Genomic DNA, 16,315 nt, shown 5'->3' on the forward strand with positions numbered 1-16,315 from the left:
GGAGGCCGGCTGGTTCCTTGGCCTTGATGATGAAACGGTCTATCGCATAGACAAAGAAATGCTTGAGGCGCAGTATAATGCAAAGCTTATACCTGCACCAGCGGCGATAAACATAAGCGTGGACGAGGTAAGTTACAAAAATTACGAAAGAACCTAAATTTTTAATTGACATTTATTTTGTTGTTTATATAATAGACTTACTTTTAAAATAAAGAGAGAAAATGATTAAAAACTCGCATAGTTATTAAGAAAGTTGGCTTTTTAAGAAACTTTTACTCCTAAAATGTTAATTTTTTGCTTCAAATATGAGTTTTCAGGTATTTTTCAGGGAGATTTTTATTAAAACTCTAAATTTAGATTTTACTTAGCTCTATTTTTTAATTTAAAAGGAGGGGGGCGATAATTGAATGCTTTGGGACGCCACTTATTAGTGGAAATATTTAATTGTAGTCATGATATCTTAAACGATGAAGAAAGAATAAGAGAAATTTTAATCGAAACAGCAAATGTTTCAGGAACTACCATATTAAGTATTAGCTTAAAAAAGTTTGAACCACAAGGAGTTAGTGGCGTGGTAGTTATTGCTGAATCTCATATTTCTATTCATACTTGGCCTGAATATAGATATGCAGCTTGCGATATCTTTACTTGTGGCGATAAAGTTTGGCCAGAAAAAGGGGCTGAGCATCTCATTAAAGAATTAAAAGCCGGTAATTCCTCCGTAGTGGAAGTAAAACGAGGAATTATTAATGTTAATAATCAAAATTTAAAGCATAAACCTTAAAAGGTCAAAATTTTTTTAGGTAACTCAATATTAAAGATGCTTATTAATAATAACTACAAGTGGTTTATTGAAGAATCGAGTCATGATTGTAAACATTTCCATGCTCTCTCTGAAGTTATTTATAATGGAGTCACTAAATTTCAAAGAGTAGAAATATTAAACCTCAAAACTTATGGTAAAGCTTTAGTTTTAGATGGTCGAGTTCAATCAGCAGAACTTGATGAATTTATTTACCATGAAGCCTTAGTCCATCCAGCGATGATTACTCATCCTTACCCTGAAAAAGTAGCTATTATTGGAGGTGGCGAAGGAGCTACGTTAAGAGAAGTCTTAAGACATAATTGTGTTAAAGAAGTAGTAATGATTGATATTGATGAAGAAGTAGTCAATCTTTGCCAAGAATATCTACCTACCATCCATCAAAATTCTTTTTTTGATTCTCGAGTTAAATTAATCTTTGCTGATGCTCGTAAATATTTTGAAGAAACAAAGGAAATTTATGATGTCATCATTATTGATATTTCTGAACCATTAGCAGGAAGCCCAGCTTATCTTTTATTTACTCAGGAATTTTACCAAATTATTAAAAACCATATTAAGGAGAATGGTATAATCTCAATCCAATCAGGAACTACTAATCCTGAGGAGAATAAACTTTATTTATCTATCTACAAGACTCTACAAAGTGTCTTTCCTTGTCTTCACACTTATGAAGCTTTTACTTTTGCTTATTATACTTCTTGGGGATTTATTACGGCTTCTTTCCAGCATCACCCTGAAAAACTCAGGGAAGAGATAGTAAGAGAACGGCTAGCGCAAAGAAATATTACTAATCTAAGGTTTTATGATGAAATCACCCATCAGTTACTCTCTTTTCTACCTAAATATCTTCGAGATTCAATTAACAAAAATCCAGAAAGAATAATCTTAGATAATGATCCTGTTTACGCTATATAAAAAAACATAGAAAAAAAATTAGGAGGAATGTCCATGTCGACAAAAAAATATATCTACTTATTTGCTAATGGAAAAGCAGAAGGTAATGCTTTGATGAAGGATCTCATAGGCGGGAAAGGGTCTGGCTTAGCTCAAATGACTAATATTGGCATTCCAGTTCCTCCTGGTTTTACTATTACTACTGAAGCTTGTATTTATTATAGTGAAAATAACAAAGCTTATCCCGATAGATTAGAAGAAGAGATTTTAGAAAACTTAAGAAAGTTAGAAGAAGCAATAGGTAAGAAATTGGGAGATAGCGAAAATCCTCTTTTGGTTTCTGTTCGGAGTGGAGCTAAATTTTCCATGCCCGGGATGATGGATACTATCTTAAATCTTGGCTTAAATGATCAGACAGTAGTGGCTTTTGCTAAAAAGATCAATAACGAGAGAACAGCTTATGATAGTTATCGTCGCTTTATCTCTATGTTTAGCAGTGTGGTCTTAGGTATGGAACATAAAGATTTTGAGTTTATCCTAGAAGAAGAAAAGGAAGAAGAAAAAGTAAAATTTGATACCGAGTTAGGAGTAAACTCTTTAAAAGACTTAGTCATTAGGTATAAAGAAGCTGTAAAAAGTTTAAGAGGAATAGAATTTCCTCAAGATCCTATGATTCAACTTAAAATGGCTATTGAGGCTGTCTTCGAGTCTTGGAATAATCCTAGAGCTATTACTTACCGTAAATTAAATAATATTCCAGACAATTTAGGAACAGCGGTCAATATTCAAGCTATGGTCTTTGGCAATATGGGAGAGCTTTCTGGAACAGGAGTAGCTTTTACTCGCGATCCCTCTACTGGTGAAAAGAAATTTTATGGAGAATACCTCTTAAATGCTCAAGGTGAAGATGTAGTTGCTGGAATTAGAACTCCTAATCCCATTAACGGCTTAAAAAACCAGATGCCCAGGGTTTACGAACAACTTCTTAATGTGACTACAATCTTAGAACAAGAATATCGTGATATGCAAGATATTGAATTTACCATTGAAGATGAAAAGCTGTATCTGCTTCAAACTAGAAATGGCAAACGTACAGCTTTTGCAGCCTTAAAAATTGCTGTGGACATGGTCAATGAAAATTCAATTACTAAAGAAGAAGCTCTTCTTCGCCTTGATCCTCATCAATTAGATCAACTCCTCCATCCTATCTTAGATCCCAATGCTGAATATGAAGTAGTTGGAAAAGGACTACCTGCCTCTCCTGGAGCAGCTTGCGGAAAAGCAGTCTTTGAGGCTGATGAAGCGGTAAGGATGAGTGAAGCCGGGGAAAAGGTTATCTTAGTTCGTCGAGAAACTTGCCCTGATGATATTCATGGAATGCATGCCGCTAAGGGCATTCTTACTGCTCGCGGAGGGATGACCAGCCATGCGGCAGTGGTAGCTCGAGGAATGGGCAAATGTTGCGTTGCCGGTTGTAGTGATATAAAAGTGCATGAAGAAGAGAAATATTTTCTCGTAGGAGAGATAAAAGTTTCTCAAGGTGATTACATTACTTTAGAGGGTAGTAAGGGATACTTAATTTTAGGCCAAGTGCCGATGGTAAAACCAAGTTTAAGTGGAGATTTGACTACAATTATGGCTTGGGCAGATGAATATCGAAGATTAAAGATTAGAACTAATGCTGATACCCCTTTTGATGCTAAAATAGCTAAGGGTTTTGGAGCAGAAGGAATAGGTCTTTGCCGAACTGAACATATGTTCTTTGAAAAGGATCGCATTCCTATCATGCAAAAGATGATCTTAGCTAGCGAAAAAGAAGAACGTAAAAAGTATCTGGATGAGCTTTTACCTATGCAGAGAGAAGATTTTGTAGGAATCTTTAAAGTTATGGATGGCCTTCCGGTCACGATTAGATTATTAGATCCTCCTCTCCATGAATTTTTGCCGCGTCGAGAAGAGCTAATGGTAGAAATTGCTACTTTGAAACTGAAAGATTCAAGCCACCCTGAATTACTTGAGAAAGAAAATCTCTTGAAGAGAGTTGAAGAACTCCATGAATTTAATCCTATGTTAGGACACCGAGGTTGTCGATTAGGAATTACCTACCCAGAAATTACAGAGATGCAAGCTAAGGCTATCTTTGAAGCTACTTGTGAAGTAATAAAAGAAGGTCATAAAGTCCTACCTGAAATAATGGTTCCTTTAGTAGGAGAAGTTAAGGAATTTATTCATCAAAAAGAGATTATTAATCGGGTAGCCAAAGAGGTTATGGAAAAATACAATCTGACTGTAGAATATATGGTAGGAACTATGATTGAAGTTCCTCGAGCCGCCCTTACTGCAGATAAAATTGCCCAAGAAGCCGAGTTTTTCTCTTATGGCACTAATGATCTTACTCAAACTACTTTTGGATTTAGCCGCGATGACGCCGGAAATTTTATCCGTTACTACATAGATCACAAGATTTTTGAAAAAGATCCTTTCCAGCATCTTGATACCGAGGGAGTAGGGCAATTGATCAAGTTTAGTATAGAAAGAGGAAGAACATCTCGAGTTGGTTTAAAAGTAGGGATCTGTGGAGAACATGGAGGAGATCCAAGCTCTGTTGAATTTTGTCATCAGGCAGGAATGGATTATGTAAGTTGCTCTCCTTATCGTATTCCTATTGCTCGTTTGGCTGCTGCTATCGCTAATATAAGATCAAATAAATCAAAGTGTTAAAATCTAGGTAAACTTCATCCGTCAGGTGATAGCAGTCAACTTTGTATAGAGGAGCCGTGGTTTTCGGTGATGTTTCATTATAGCTTAGTTATAGTGAGGTGTTGAAAGATGGACCCTTGGGGGTAAAGTGCTAAACATTGCCGTTTTAGTTTCTGGAAGAGGATCTAATCTTCAAGCCATCATTGAGGCGATAGAAGAAGGATGGCTGAAGGTAAAAATTGCTGGGGTAATCAGCGATCAAGAAGATGCTTTGGCTCTAAAGCGAGCTATGAAACATAACTTACCAGTCATTTTTATCAATCCAAAAAATTTTCCTGCCAAGGCTGAGTACGAAGAAGAGATTATTGATTACTTAAAAAAAAGAGAAGTAAGTTTAGTTGTCTTAGCTGGATATAGGCAATTAGTTAGTTCTACCTTGCTTTCGGCGTACCCTAATAAGATTATTAATATCCATCCTTCTCTTTTGCCTTCTTTTCCAGGGTTAGATAGTCAAAAGCAAGCCTTAGAATATGGAGTAAAGATAACTGGCGCTACTGTCCATTTTGTGGATAAAGGTTGCGATACAGGTCCCATCATCCTTCAAAGCCCGGTAAAAGTCTTAGAAGATGACACGTCGGAATCTTTATCAGAGAGAATCTTAAGAGAAGAACATCAAATCTTGCCTCAAGCTATTTCTTTATTTGCTCAAGGGAAACTAAATCTTCAAAGAAGAAGAGTGACTATTAGTGATTAAGATCGGACACCTTCTATTTTTTCTCTTTCTCTTTAGTTTCTTTAATTTTTCTGCTGCTCAAGAAACAAAAACTTCTACTCTTGAAAATGAATATTATTCTGGGTCGACTTCTCTTCTTTTGCGAGATGTAGAATTTTTTTTAAAAAAATGCGAAAAAATACCTGTTTATGGAAAAATTTTAGGACTTATTACTTCTCATGGAAACTATAAGACTTCTGGGCAAACAGCTGCTTATGCTTATCGGACTTTAAAAGGAAAAAAGATTGATACCGTAATTATTATTGGTCCAAGTCATAACTTAAAGTTTCCAGGTGCCTCTATTTACGCCAAGGACTACTATCTTACCCCCTTAGGAAAAGTTCCTGTAAATCTTGAACTAGCTAAGACTTTAATCATGGAGAATGAATTTATTACCTTTTACTCTGACCCTTACTCAAAAGAGCACTCCATAGAAGCTCAACTTCCTTTCTTGCAGAGAACGTTACAAAATTTTCAAATACTTCCTATCTTAATTGGCGATGATGATAAAGATATCTACCTATCTTTATCAGAAGCTCTTCTAAAGCACCTTAAAGATCAAAATATTCTAATTATTGCTAGTGCTAATTTATCTAATTTTCGTTCTTACTTTGATGCTGCCCTCATGGACAAAGAGACTATTAAACATCTTGAAGAATATAACATCGAAAAGATAGACTCTAAATTTAAGAGTAAGGAATCTGAAACTTGTAGTCGTAATAGTATTTTAACGACCATGCTTACTTGCCAAAAATTAGGCGCTGATAAAATCAAGCTCTTAAAATATACTAACTCAGGAGAAGTTACCGGCATTCAACATCAGACGGTAGGTTATGCCTCCTTAGTTCTTTATGATCTCTTGGAATTAAGTGAAGAAACAAAAAAGTGGCTCTTAACTTTTGCTCGGCAAAGCTTGGAAGAATACTTAAGATTTAAAAGACTCCAAACTATTAAAGAAAAAGATCCTTTTTTAAATCAAGAACTTGGAGTCTATCTTACTATAAAGAAAGGAAAAGCTACTCGTGGATATTTAGGATATGTTTTGCCCTTTAAGCCCTTATATCAATCTATCTCAGATGGAGTAATAAAAGCAGCGACTGAAGATCTAAAATATCCACCTTTAACGATAGAAGAACTTCCTGAAATAAAGATTGAAATTTCTGTCTTATCTAATATGGAGAAAATAAATGATTCTAATTTAATAGAAGTTGGAGTTCATGGTCTCTATGTGAATAAAGACTGGCAATCAGTGTTGATTTTACCTGGCCAAGCAGTGGAAAATAAATGGAGCGGTGAAGAATTCTTAGAAAAAGCCTGTCAAAAAGCAGGCCTTAGTCCAAAAGCATGGAAAGATAAAGAAGTAGAAATTTACACCTTTACGGCTCAAACTTTTTCTGAATAAGTAAATATAGTAGTTATTAACGAAAACCAGCCATAGGAAATAATACCGAGTAATAAAAGATAAACTTGTTTGCCCTCAATTAAGTTTATCTATGTCAAATTTTCATTAATAAGTGCTATAAGGCAGCTCTATAAATCTTCTATCAATTTTAAATTCTTAATTTCTAATGATGTTTTTCTATCTCTTTTATCTGTTCCTGATATATCTTCCTTATCTCTAAAAAAGAATCTAAATATTCTTGCTTTTTATAGTCTGGATAAGTCCAGGGAAGAAAGTTAAACTTACCTTTAGTATAATAAAGAGTTACTTCAGCAAAAATATCTTTTCCTATATAAATCCGGTGAAAGTAATTCTTGGTGGAAGCTAAGACTAAATTGCTATAAGTAAAATACCCAGGATCTAAGTTTACCATTCGCTTATTATTTTGAGAATAGCATTTCTCTACTTCATTAGTAATCCTTTTAACTTCAGCTAATCTTTCTCTATTGATAAGTTCCTTAAAACTAATAAACCGACGAAATAAATCCTTTCCCATCTCTTCTTCATAATAATTAGTCTGATCAAATAAAAAGTTCTCGCTTTGGTAATCTATTTCTCCAAAATAACTACTTAAATCAAAAGTTGTCTTATCAAATAATTCTACTTTATTTGAAATAAGCCCACAAATTAATTTAACTAAAGATACTTCTTTAATCTTTCCCATATTTAATAAGTGCTATAAAGCTAATTGTTGACTAACCAACTAAAAAGCAGGCTTAAAATAGCCTGCTTAGATTAGTTTATTCTTTTTTATTATTATTTTTATAAATTTTTTATAAAGGCTTAAATAACCCAAAAGCTTTCTTAGCGTTATTTACTTCTGCCAGAGAAGCTTTTTCATTTTCAGAAGCAATTATCGCTTCCTTTGATATTGCTAAAGAAATTACTTCTTGGCTCTTTTCATTATCTTTGACCTTATTTCTGTCTTCTTTGTCTTTGTTAATCTGGTTTATATTATTATATTCTTGGTATATTTTTAGTAAATTTTTTGTAATCTCCATATTATCTTACCTCCTTTAATTTAAATCCTTTTCAAGCTTTCTTATTGCTAATTCCCAAGTCTCTCTTAATTCTCTGAGCATCTCCGAAACTTCGACAATTGAGTTACTATCCTTTTTGACATTAGCTTCAATTAACCTATGGTTCATATAATCATAAAGACGATACAAATTATTAGCTACTTCACCTTTACTCATATCTAAGGAAACCATTAGTTCAGTTAATATATTCTGAGTTTTAATAATGTTGTCTCCGACTTCATGATTATTTTTTCTATTATTATTTCCATTAATAGTCAGAGCTTCCTTAGCTTTTTCTAAAAATTTTAAAGCTCCTTCATAAAGTAAAAGGATCATACTACCTTGATTCTTAATATCAATTACAGTGTTCATAAAACAACTCCTTTCTAATTTAAATTATCGGTAAGAGTTGCTTTATTCTTTAAAACTTTCTTTGAACATCTTAAGAATCATTCCAGTGGTTATTATTTCACCTTCTTGAATATCTCTTTGAGCTGCTTTCCCAACAACATTATCTATAAATTTAGGTGAAAGCCCAATACCAGGTCTTTTAAGAGATAGCATTTCTTTAGTGATAATAGTTCCACTTTTTATATCTTGAGTGACAACAACACTTTTTCTTGCTTCGGTTCTAATCGCCATTTCTGAAAGCTGAGTTTCTTTATTATACGGTGAACCAAAACATTTTTCTGCTTCTCTTATCTTCTTAATCATCTGAGCCATCTCTTGTGGGTCTAAAGAAAGTTTTTGGTCTGGTCCTTTCATATTTTTGTCGAGAGTAAAATGTTTTTCAATGAGACAAGCACCCTTGGCTAAGGCTAATAAAGGAACATAATCATTGGTAGTATGGTCAGAAAACCCTATCGGAACATTAAATATTCTCTTCATATTCTCAATGACATTTAAATTTAGCTCAGAAAGAGGTGCTGGGTATGAAGAAACACAATGCAAAAGCACTAAATTATTCCAAAACTGACCAACCCGGCAACAAATCAAAGTCTCTACGGCTTCTGAAACTTCGGTGATATTAGAAGCTCCTGTAGATAATATTACCGGAAGGCACAATAAACCTACATAAGAAAGAAAAGGAAGATTAGTTATATCTCCAGAAGCAATTTTCATCGCCTTAACTCCTAACTCTGCTAAAAAACGAGCTGATTCTTCATCAAAAGGAGTAGATAAAAACATAATTCTTTCTTCATTAGCGATATGGAATAATTCCTTGTAATCTGCTCTTTTTAAGGATAAAGATTTAAATAAATCATAAGCCTTGGGACGAAGTTTTCTGGAGACTAGCTTATCCGCGGAGAAGGTTTGAAATTTTACAGCATCAGCTCCTGCTTTAGCAGCTGCTATGATTAATTTCTTAGCCATCTCTATTTCTCCGTTATGGTTAATTCCTGCTTCAGCTATGATAAAGATCAGCTCTTCATCACCGATCATCCTTTCTTCAATCTTTATTTTATACTTCATAAATCCTCTCAGGTAGCTTTTGTTTTTGTAAACATTTAGATATTAGATTTTTATAAAAGTTCAAAGAGAAAACTACCAGCTCATTTTTATTTTGCATTCAACCATTAATATATAAATTTAACATATTCTTTAAGGTAAGACAAGAGTTAATTAGTTCTTGATACCAAATAAAATGCCAGTTAAAATAAAATTCTTCTTCATCTTCTATGCTTTTTATCTTTTGGAGCTTATGAAAGGCATGGGCATAAAAGATAACTTCTAAGATAGACAAAACTTCTTCTTTTTTAGAAATACTCTTTTCTAGGCTTAAAATTTGATAAGAAAGATCTTTTCCTGGGGATTTTTTTCTATGATCCTGATATAATTCCAATCCTTCTCTGCAAAGTAGTTCCAGATCATTTATTTGAACTTTTAAATTATCTATTCCCTTCTTTAATCTCTCTTGATCTACTTTCTTGACTTTATTTTTTTCTTTCTTTAAGATTTCATAAATATTAAAATTTAAATCTTTTTGGCAGAATTTATCTATCGCTTCTGGCAAAGAACAAACCTTAGTTCCTTTGATATAAGCTCCACCTTCGGTGGCATTAATTACCTCAAGATGACCTTTAAGATCTTCAATCTCATTTTCTATCCACTTGCGATACCCATCAAACAACTTATTTGAAAATACTCTTTCTTGGTAATTTCCTTTTATTGCTATTAAATCCAGTCCTTCTTTCAGGAGCTCTTGTTGAGCCATTTCTAAAGTATAAAACTTATTGAGACGATTTAGCAACTCACTTACTTGATAACTATCTTTAGCGTGAGAGAAGCCTTGGCTAAAGGCCAAATCCAAGCCGACTAAGATTATAGGAGAACACCCCATCTTTATAGCCAAGTCCAAGGAGATAGCTGATACACTTCCACCGGTAGTATCTATTTCTCCTTTTTTCTCAATAAACTTAGAAAGCCATCTAGAAAAAGGATGATTAGTCTGGTAGACAAATCTATCATTTGAGATTAAGGGTATTTTCCAATGGGCAATATCAGCCGTTACTAAAAAAACATTCTCAAGATTTGAGTTTTCTAATTTTTTGAAGTTTCTTTCTTGAGGGTCTACACAAACTACGAAATCTGGAATTATCCTTAGATTTTCTAATGTTTTTAAGGCAGTATCAACGCAAATTAAGATTCCCTTTTTTTTAGCTCTTTTAAGATAAGTAGCATTTTTGTCTAAAGAAGGACCAGCGGCAATAATAAAGGCAGGAATACGGTTAAATCGGTAAAATAACTTTATTACTCCAGGACTTTCTATAATCTTTTCTAAATTCCTGCATAAATTTTCCTGCCAAATATTTCCAAAACCAGCTAAAGTTAAACTTTGAGTAACCTTAAAATCAATTAAATCTTCTATCTTCCTTCGTAGTTCTTGATAGTAACTTAAATTAAGAGTAACGCAAGGGCGATATTCAATAATTCTTAAGCCTTTCTGCTTAATAAAGGAAAATCTTTCCGAAATTAATTTAATTACAGCGCTTATGCTTTGGTTAATAGCTAAGACTATTGGTGAAGAATTTAAAAAATTTCTTTCTTTCCGGATACTTAAAAAGGCTTGATAAACTTTTTCTTCTTTTTCAACAGCAATGATTAAGCTACCGGGGGAGATATTATTTAATAATTCTTCAAGGTGATACCCAAGACCAATACCCAAAACGATAAATAAGTCAATCTTTTTAAAATCAATATCTCTTATCAGTCTTTGAGCTTCTTTTTCAGGATCGTATTTACTATGAAGCCAAACTTCTTTATACTTAACGGTGGGTTTACCTGAAGAAGTGTTAATAACTTCTATCTTGGAGCAAATTTTATTCATGAAATTATATGCTTAATTAGTTGATCTATCTAGTAGTTATTAACGAAAACTAGACATAGGAAATAATGCCGAGCAATAAAAGATAAACTTGTTTGCCCTCAAATTAATTTGCTCTTATGTCAAATTTTCATTAATTAGTTGATCTATAAATAATTCTTCTATCTATTTCAGCTAAAGAAGAACATCCTGTTAAGATCATAGCTTCTTTAAGTTCTCGGCTGTATCTATTAATCATGTATTCTACTCCTTGAACTTGTTTACCAATAGCGCCAATAGCAATAGGTCTCCCTACTAACACGGCTTTAGCTCCCAAAGCTAAACACTTTAAGACATCAGCTCCACTTCTTATTCCTCCATCTACTAAGACCAAGATCTTTTTTCCTACTGCTTCTACGATTTCAGGAAGGATATCTAAGGCTCCAGGCATACAATCTAAAACTCGACCCCCATGATTAGAAACTACAATAGCGACCGCTCCTGCTTTACAGGCATCTTCCGCATCTTTTGTGGTCATAATTCCTTTTAAAATAAAAGGAAGTTTAGTGCTCTTAATCAGCTCTCTTAACTGCTCTATAGACTTGGGACCTACTAACTGGCCTTTATTAATCATAGTCACAAAAGTAGCGGCATCGATATCTATGCCCACGGCTACAACATTATGTTCTTCAGCCTCTCTTATTCTCTTTAAGATTTCTTCTTGTTCGACACGAGGTTTGAAGATAGGTATTCCCCAACCCAAAGCCTCTTTAATGATCTCCAATTCTTCTCTATAGTGAAAAGAGCTAGCTCCATCGCCTACCATGGCCATGCTTCCAGCCCTTTTGCCACCCTCTACTACAGATTTAGTGTAAATTTTTGATTCTATAGCTCCTCCCATATTAGTGTTGGTTCCGGTAATAGGAGCAACTAAAATAGGAGTCTCTAATTGTACTCCAAAAATATCGATTTTAATATTAGGTTCATAGACATTATGAATAACGCTGAGATTTAACTTATATTTCTTCAAAGCGTTGATGTTAGCTTTGAATGACTCTCCATTTCCTATCCCACCCATACCAGGCACTCCACTGGAACAATTTATTCCTTCGCAAATATCGCAAACCCGACAAATTCGATGCAACTTCTGGCGAGCACTGGCTTTAACCTCACTCCAATCCAAACCAAGAGAAGGTCCTACTTCGATTTTAATTAACTTCATGGCTTCTTCGGCAGCTTTAATTGCTTCTTCCCGACTCTTAGCCACAGTAATTATATTAGCTGCTTTGCCTATGTTAGAAATTACAGGTAATAAAGCATCTCCTACTTGAGTATTCAATATTACTTCGACTACTCCTTTTATCTTTCTTGCTTCTCCCACTCCTTCAATAGAAACTATCCTTCCTGAATGAGGAATGATGGCTCGTTCCACCGCTACTCTACGGAGAATGTTCTTAAATTTAGCAGGTTTGTGTCCTAATGCAATCTCAATAGCAGCTTTAATAATATTATAACCTGTAGCCAAGGGAAGGGTGTATCCCGACATAAATCCGCCACTCAACCGAGCAGCTAACTCCACAATCTTAGGACCTTCTTTTGTAATTTTAATATCTCCTTTGGCAGCTCCAATATCTATTCCTAAGGCTTTTATTCCTTGTTCCATCACCTTACAAGCAGCTTTTTGAGTTTCCTTAGGCAAACAAGAAGGCAAAGTATGTCCTAACTCTACAAAATGAGGAGGAAAGTCAATAATCCGATCAGCAATTCCACAAAAATCAACCTCTTCATCATAAACTAAAGCATCAATACTTAATTCAGGACCTTCCATATACTCTTCCACTAAGATTTCACCAGAAGGCGATGATTCCTTAGCTAAATGAAAGGCCCATTCAATCTCTGATTTTTCCTTAATTAAAGTTACTCCTCTTGCCCCCATATTATCAGAAGGTTTTATGACCAATGGAAAGCCAATCTCTTTAGCGGCCCAAAAAGTATCTCCCATACTCCAACAAGGCAAAAATTTAGGAGAAGGAACATTATTTTTTGAAAAAGCTTCTCTCATCTTAATCTTACTGGTAGCTTTCTCAGCCACTTCAAATTCAATTCCTGGTAACTTTAAAGCATTAGCTACTGCCGCTACAGTCATAGAAGCATCAGTCCCTACCGTGATCACCCCATCGATTTTTACTTCACGGTTACTTTCTTTAGCCATTCTCACTGAGCCCTCAATGTCCTTAGTACTCATAACTAAAGGAATATCAGCCAAAGAAAGCCCATAGGCATTGGGGTTATAATCAGTAACCATTACCGTCAACCCCATTTCTTTAGCCACAAAGATAGCTGGAATTTGCATAACACCGCCGCCAATAATCATGATAGTCTTAGCCATTAATTTTCCAACCTCATCTTTAAGGTATTTACTCTCTTAGTCAGTAAGTCATAGTGATCTTTGACTTGTTTAGCTTTATGTTCCAATAAAGCTAATTCAAACTCTAAAGCCTTTTTTATACTCTTAGTTATGCAATGACATCTTTTAAGATTAAATCCTAAATTACGAGTATTAATCCGCTCTGGATTAATCTTTTCCACAATAACTAAGGAATTATTTGGAGTAATGCCTCCACCTACAGAAACGATCAAGTTAACCTTTTGAGCTTTTTTAGTTATCTCTTTGGTAATCTCCATCACTTCCAAGCTGTCTACAGAAAGATTCATTGATTTGCTTAAGTCGCTTCTGCCAATACTTATTCCTTGAATCTCTAAAATTTCCTGGCTACTAAAAATAGCCTCAATTTGTCGATAGGTAGTAATAGTTTCAATATTAATCCCTTTCCATAAGTAATGGTACTGCTCTAAGCTTACCATCTCTTTTAAAGCTGTCACAAAATTTTCTAATCCATAGGGAGATTCAACCATAGGAGCTATTAATCCTTGAACACCAATCTTTGAAAGTTCTCTGATGTCATTTCGAGCGTCAGGCCCTCCAATCTTGACAATAATAGGTACTTGTCCCAAGGCTAAATTCATGTAATAACGAATTTCTTCAAAACTAGCTCCTTCCGCTTCTGTTTCAAACTTTAGAGATTCACAACCATATTCTTCTTTCAATTCTATCAACTTTTCTCTTAATCTTAACTCTTCAGGGGACCAAAAAAAGATTTCTTCTTTTTTGCTCATAACTTCCTCCTTTTTGTATTTTTTATCGCTTCAATTATCTTAAAAAGTCCTTTTCCATCCACAAATCTCTGCAATTCTTTACTCATTCTTTCCCTAGGTTCAAGATTACTGATTAAATTATTCACAGCTGTAAAAATCTTTTCTTGGGAAACATAGTCACTACTTCCTAAGTTTACAAGTAAGCTCTGGTTTAAAAACTGCTTAGTATTTTTTTCTTGATCCTCATCGTAAGGAATTACCACCATGGGAACTCCACAACAAGCTAATTCAAACATCGTTACTCCGGCCGAAGATATAGCTAAATCTGCCCCTTCCATATACTTAAAGATATCCTTTTCATCAGAAAGCACTTTATATTTCTCTGAAGATCTTTTAATAAGATCGAGCAATCTCTCTTTCAAGAAAAAACCTTTCCCTAAAATTACTATCACTTCTAAATTTAAGCTCATCTCTTCTAAAGCGCTTACTACTTTCAAAGTAGTCCCTTTAGAATCACTTCCTCCCATAGTCACTAATATCCGTTCTACATTTTCTTTTATCTTTTTTCTTTGACGTTTCTCAAACTCCTCTCTTAAGAGAATATAATTTGCTCCATACAAACAAAGAGAAACATTGCTTTTTTCCTTGCTTACAGCCAGAGTAGCCTTTTCCTCGATATTGGCATCAACTAAGATATCCGCTAAATGCCTTCCTGGGCCTAAATCATCAAAGGTGACTAAGCATTTAGATATCTCTTTGGCTTTCTTCATAAAATCTACCGACGTATCCCTTATATCCGAGACAAATACCTCACAGGATAAATGATCTACAATTTCAAATTTATCTGAAAGAAGATAAACTTCATATCCTTCTTCTCTTACCTTTTCTATGGCTAACTCGTCTTCTTTTATTAAGAATAATATCTCTCTCTTTTTTGCTAATCTTTTTGCTATGGTTAAAGCACGGATAATGTGCCCAAAACCAATCTTATGTCCTCCATCAACTCTAAATACAACTTTTTTCCTTATCATTATTAATTCTTTACCCCTTTTGGCTTGATGTGACTGTTAATTGAAACTAACCGTTGGTCATGTTCTAATAGTCCGATGATCTCCTTAAGATCAATTATTTTATCTAATTTGTAAAGTCTTTGATACAACAATCGGAAGGCAAATCTCTCAAAATTTTTTAGCTTACCATAGAGAAAAATTAATAAACAAATTCCAAATCTTGTAATTAAAAAAACCATTTGACATCTTCATTAAACTTAAGTATACTACTCTTGTTGTTATTTGCAACTCTAAAATTATCAAAGGTTATACCAAATTGCCGGAGTGGTGAAATTGGTAGACGCACTGGACTCAAAATCCAGCGGGAGCTTGCTTCCATGTCGGTTCAAATCCGACCTCCGGCACCAGGGATTAAGGAAATTGGGCGGGTAGCTCAGTTGGTAGAGCACATGCCTTACAAGCATGGGGTCACAGGTTCAAGTCCTGTTCCGCCCACCAAAATTTTGTATTTTGCATTTCGGGGTCGTGGTGTAGCTTGGTTTAACACATCTGCCTGTCACGCAGAAGATCGCGGGTTCAAATCCCGTCGACCCCGCCAAGACTTAAAAGCAGCGTTTTGCAGTAACAGCCACCAGCCGATTTTCCCTTCAAATTGGAATTTTTTATCTTTTGTTCCGCCGAAGGCGGAACGGGCTAAAAGCAGACTTTCCTCATTTTTACCATAGTCGACAATCTTTTTACGGGCAATATTTATCCATTTCACTTATCCCAAAATAAAAGCATTAAAAATATTTTTAAAGGACAAGAAAACAGAAAATACAATAACCAAAAACTTAATAAAGGCAAATGAATTTCAAGTTAAATCATTAAAATTGATTGAAGAAGCACAACAATTAAAATACCGATCATAGAAAAACAAAAAGAAATTATTGAATTAACCGAAAAAGCATTTGATCTAAAAAATCAAAGAAAAATACGGGTCATTCGTAATTATTGTGAAGTAATTGTTGTAAGGTGTTGAGAGATAAGGAGTAAATAAAAAAGCACCGATTACCAAAGAAAACTGGTATAGTTAAGTTTCCTACAACCAACTAACCAGGAGGTAATCGATGCGAAGATATAGTATCAAAAAAAGGCTGAATATACCAGAATATAAAATAACGGATATTTTATCTGAGACAGAGAAAGAGATA

Annotated in this window: 14 protein-coding genes and 3 tRNA genes; 8 read left to right on the forward strand and 9 right to left on the reverse strand. The window is 34.4% G+C overall.

Annotation, left to right across the window (positions count from 1 at the left end; translation table 11 throughout):
- Nucleotides 1–403 precede the first annotated feature (403 nt).
- From speD to amrB, 5 genes are all read left to right on the forward strand, one after another.
- Nucleotides 404–784: an adenosylmethionine decarboxylase gene (gene speD / locus KJ849_00625; GenBank protein MBU2599080.1), complete on the forward strand. Its 381-nt coding sequence runs from the start codon at nt 404–406 to the stop codon at nt 782–784.
- Between the two features lie 36 nt (nt 785–820).
- Entirely contained in the window at nt 821–1,741 is a 921-nt protein-coding gene (gene speE / locus KJ849_00630) for a polyamine aminopropyltransferase (GenBank protein MBU2599081.1), read from the forward strand.
- A gap of 33 nt (nt 1,742–1,774) precedes the next feature.
- On the forward strand, nt 1,775–4,441 hold the full coding sequence (gene ppdK, locus KJ849_00635) for a pyruvate, phosphate dikinase (GenBank protein ID MBU2599082.1): 2,667 nt from the start codon (nt 1,775–1,777) through the stop codon (nt 4,439–4,441).
- A gap of 127 nt (nt 4,442–4,568) precedes the next feature.
- The gene (locus KJ849_00640; protein ID MBU2599083.1) at nt 4,569–5,174 is read left to right on the forward strand and encodes a phosphoribosylglycinamide formyltransferase; all 606 of its coding nucleotides are present in this window, start codon (nt 4,569–4,571) and stop codon (nt 5,172–5,174) included.
- Entirely contained in the window at nt 5,167–6,594 is a 1,428-nt protein-coding gene (gene amrB, locus KJ849_00645) for an AmmeMemoRadiSam system protein B (protein MBU2599084.1), read from the forward strand. The genes KJ849_00640 and amrB overlap by 8 nt, the downstream gene beginning before the upstream one ends.
- 163 nt (nt 6,595–6,757) lie before the next feature.
- Here the strand turns inward: amrB and KJ849_00650 are convergent, their stop codons facing one another.
- The 9 genes from KJ849_00650 to KJ849_00690 form a co-directional block, all read right to left on the reverse strand.
- Nucleotides 6,758–7,297 carry a DUF4416 family protein gene (locus KJ849_00650; GenBank protein ID MBU2599085.1) on the reverse strand — a complete coding sequence of 180 codons (540 nt, stop codon included), beginning with the start codon at nt 7,295–7,297 and terminating at the stop codon, nt 6,758–6,760.
- Between the two features lie 109 nt (nt 7,298–7,406).
- Nucleotides 7,407–7,634 carry a hypothetical protein gene (locus KJ849_00655; GenBank protein ID MBU2599086.1) on the reverse strand — a complete coding sequence of 76 codons (228 nt, stop codon included), beginning with the start codon at nt 7,632–7,634 and terminating at the stop codon, nt 7,407–7,409.
- Nucleotides 7,635–7,649: 15 nt separating this feature from the next.
- Nucleotides 7,650–8,024 (reverse strand): flagellar export chaperone FliS, encoded by a 375-nt coding sequence (gene fliS / locus KJ849_00660; protein ID MBU2599087.1) that lies wholly within the window; start codon nt 8,022–8,024, stop codon nt 7,650–7,652.
- A 42-nt stretch (nt 8,025–8,066) separates the two neighbouring features.
- Nucleotides 8,067–9,125, reverse strand: a complete 1,059-nt coding sequence (locus tag KJ849_00665; protein ID MBU2599088.1) for an N-acetylneuraminate synthase family protein — start codon at nt 9,123–9,125, stop codon at nt 8,067–8,069.
- Between the two features lie 97 nt (nt 9,126–9,222).
- On the reverse strand, nt 9,223–10,980 hold the full coding sequence (locus KJ849_00670; GenBank protein ID MBU2599089.1) for a DUF115 domain-containing protein: 1,758 nt from the start codon (nt 10,978–10,980) through the stop codon (nt 9,223–9,225).
- A 130-nt stretch (nt 10,981–11,110) separates the two neighbouring features.
- Nucleotides 11,111–13,345, reverse strand: a complete 2,235-nt coding sequence (locus KJ849_00675; protein ID MBU2599090.1) for an alpha-hydroxy-acid oxidizing protein — start codon at nt 13,343–13,345, stop codon at nt 11,111–11,113.
- The gene (locus KJ849_00680) at nt 13,345–14,133 is read right to left on the reverse strand and encodes an aldolase (GenBank protein MBU2599091.1); all 789 of its coding nucleotides are present in this window, start codon (nt 14,131–14,133) and stop codon (nt 13,345–13,347) included. Before KJ849_00680 ends, KJ849_00675 begins: the two co-directional genes overlap by 1 nt.
- Nucleotides 14,130–15,143 carry a UDP-2,4-diacetamido-2,4,6-trideoxy-beta-L-altropyranose hydrolase gene (gene pseG / locus KJ849_00685; GenBank protein MBU2599092.1) on the reverse strand — a complete coding sequence of 338 codons (1,014 nt, stop codon included), beginning with the start codon at nt 15,141–15,143 and terminating at the stop codon, nt 14,130–14,132. Before pseG ends, KJ849_00680 begins: the two co-directional genes overlap by 4 nt.
- 2 nt (nt 15,144–15,145) lie before the next feature.
- Nucleotides 15,146–15,361 carry a hypothetical protein gene (locus tag KJ849_00690; GenBank protein MBU2599093.1) on the reverse strand — a complete coding sequence of 72 codons (216 nt, stop codon included), beginning with the start codon at nt 15,359–15,361 and terminating at the stop codon, nt 15,146–15,148.
- 79 nt (nt 15,362–15,440) lie between these two features.
- Here KJ849_00690 and KJ849_00695 point away from each other — a divergent pair.
- From KJ849_00695 to KJ849_00705, 3 genes are all read left to right on the forward strand, one after another.
- Nucleotides 15,441–15,529: transfer RNA gene (locus KJ849_00695), tRNA-Leu, on the forward strand.
- Between the two features lie 15 nt (nt 15,530–15,544).
- Nucleotides 15,545–15,620 (forward strand) — tRNA-Val (locus tag KJ849_00700).
- 21 nt (nt 15,621–15,641) lie between these two features.
- Nucleotides 15,642–15,720, forward strand: a tRNA-Asp gene (locus KJ849_00705).
- Nucleotides 15,721–16,315 lie beyond the last annotated feature (595 nt).

Source organism: bacterium (genome assembly GCA_018830565.1).
In the GTDB taxonomy this organism is placed as follows: domain Bacteria; phylum UBA9089; class JAHJRX01; order JAHJRX01; family JAHJRX01; genus JAHJRX01.

Bases quoted from the DNA above. Each gene is read 5' to 3' on its own strand.
- speE (MBU2599081.1), top strand. From the start codon at position 821: ATGCTTATTAATAATAACTACAAGTGGTTTATTGAAGAATCGAGTCAT.
- ppdK (MBU2599082.1), top strand. From the start codon at position 1,775: ATGTCGACAAAAAAATATATCTACTTATTTGCTAATGGAAAAGCAGAA.
- KJ849_00650 (MBU2599085.1), bottom strand. From the start codon at position 7,297: ATGGGAAAGATTAAAGAAGTATCTTTAGTTAAATTAATTTGTGGGCTT.
- KJ849_00655 (MBU2599086.1), bottom strand. From the start codon at position 7,634: ATGGAGATTACAAAAAATTTACTAAAAATATACCAAGAATATAATAAT.
- fliS (MBU2599087.1), bottom strand. From the start codon at position 8,024: ATGAACACTGTAATTGATATTAAGAATCAAGGTAGTATGATCCTTTTA.
- KJ849_00665 (MBU2599088.1), bottom strand. From the start codon at position 9,125: ATGAAGTATAAAATAAAGATTGAAGAAAGGATGATCGGTGATGAAGAG.
- KJ849_00670 (MBU2599089.1), bottom strand. From the start codon at position 10,980: ATGAATAAAATTTGCTCCAAGATAGAAGTTATTAACACTTCTTCAGGT.
- KJ849_00675 (MBU2599090.1), bottom strand. From the start codon at position 13,345: ATGGCTAAGACTATCATGATTATTGGCGGCGGTGTTATGCAAATTCCA.
- KJ849_00680 (MBU2599091.1), bottom strand. From the start codon at position 14,133: ATGAGCAAAAAAGAAGAAATCTTTTTTTGGTCCCCTGAAGAGTTAAGA.
- pseG (MBU2599092.1), bottom strand. From the start codon at position 15,143: ATGATAAGGAAAAAAGTTGTATTTAGAGTTGATGGAGGACATAAGATT.
- KJ849_00690 (MBU2599093.1), bottom strand. From the start codon at position 15,361: ATGGTTTTTTTAATTACAAGATTTGGAATTTGTTTATTAATTTTTCTC.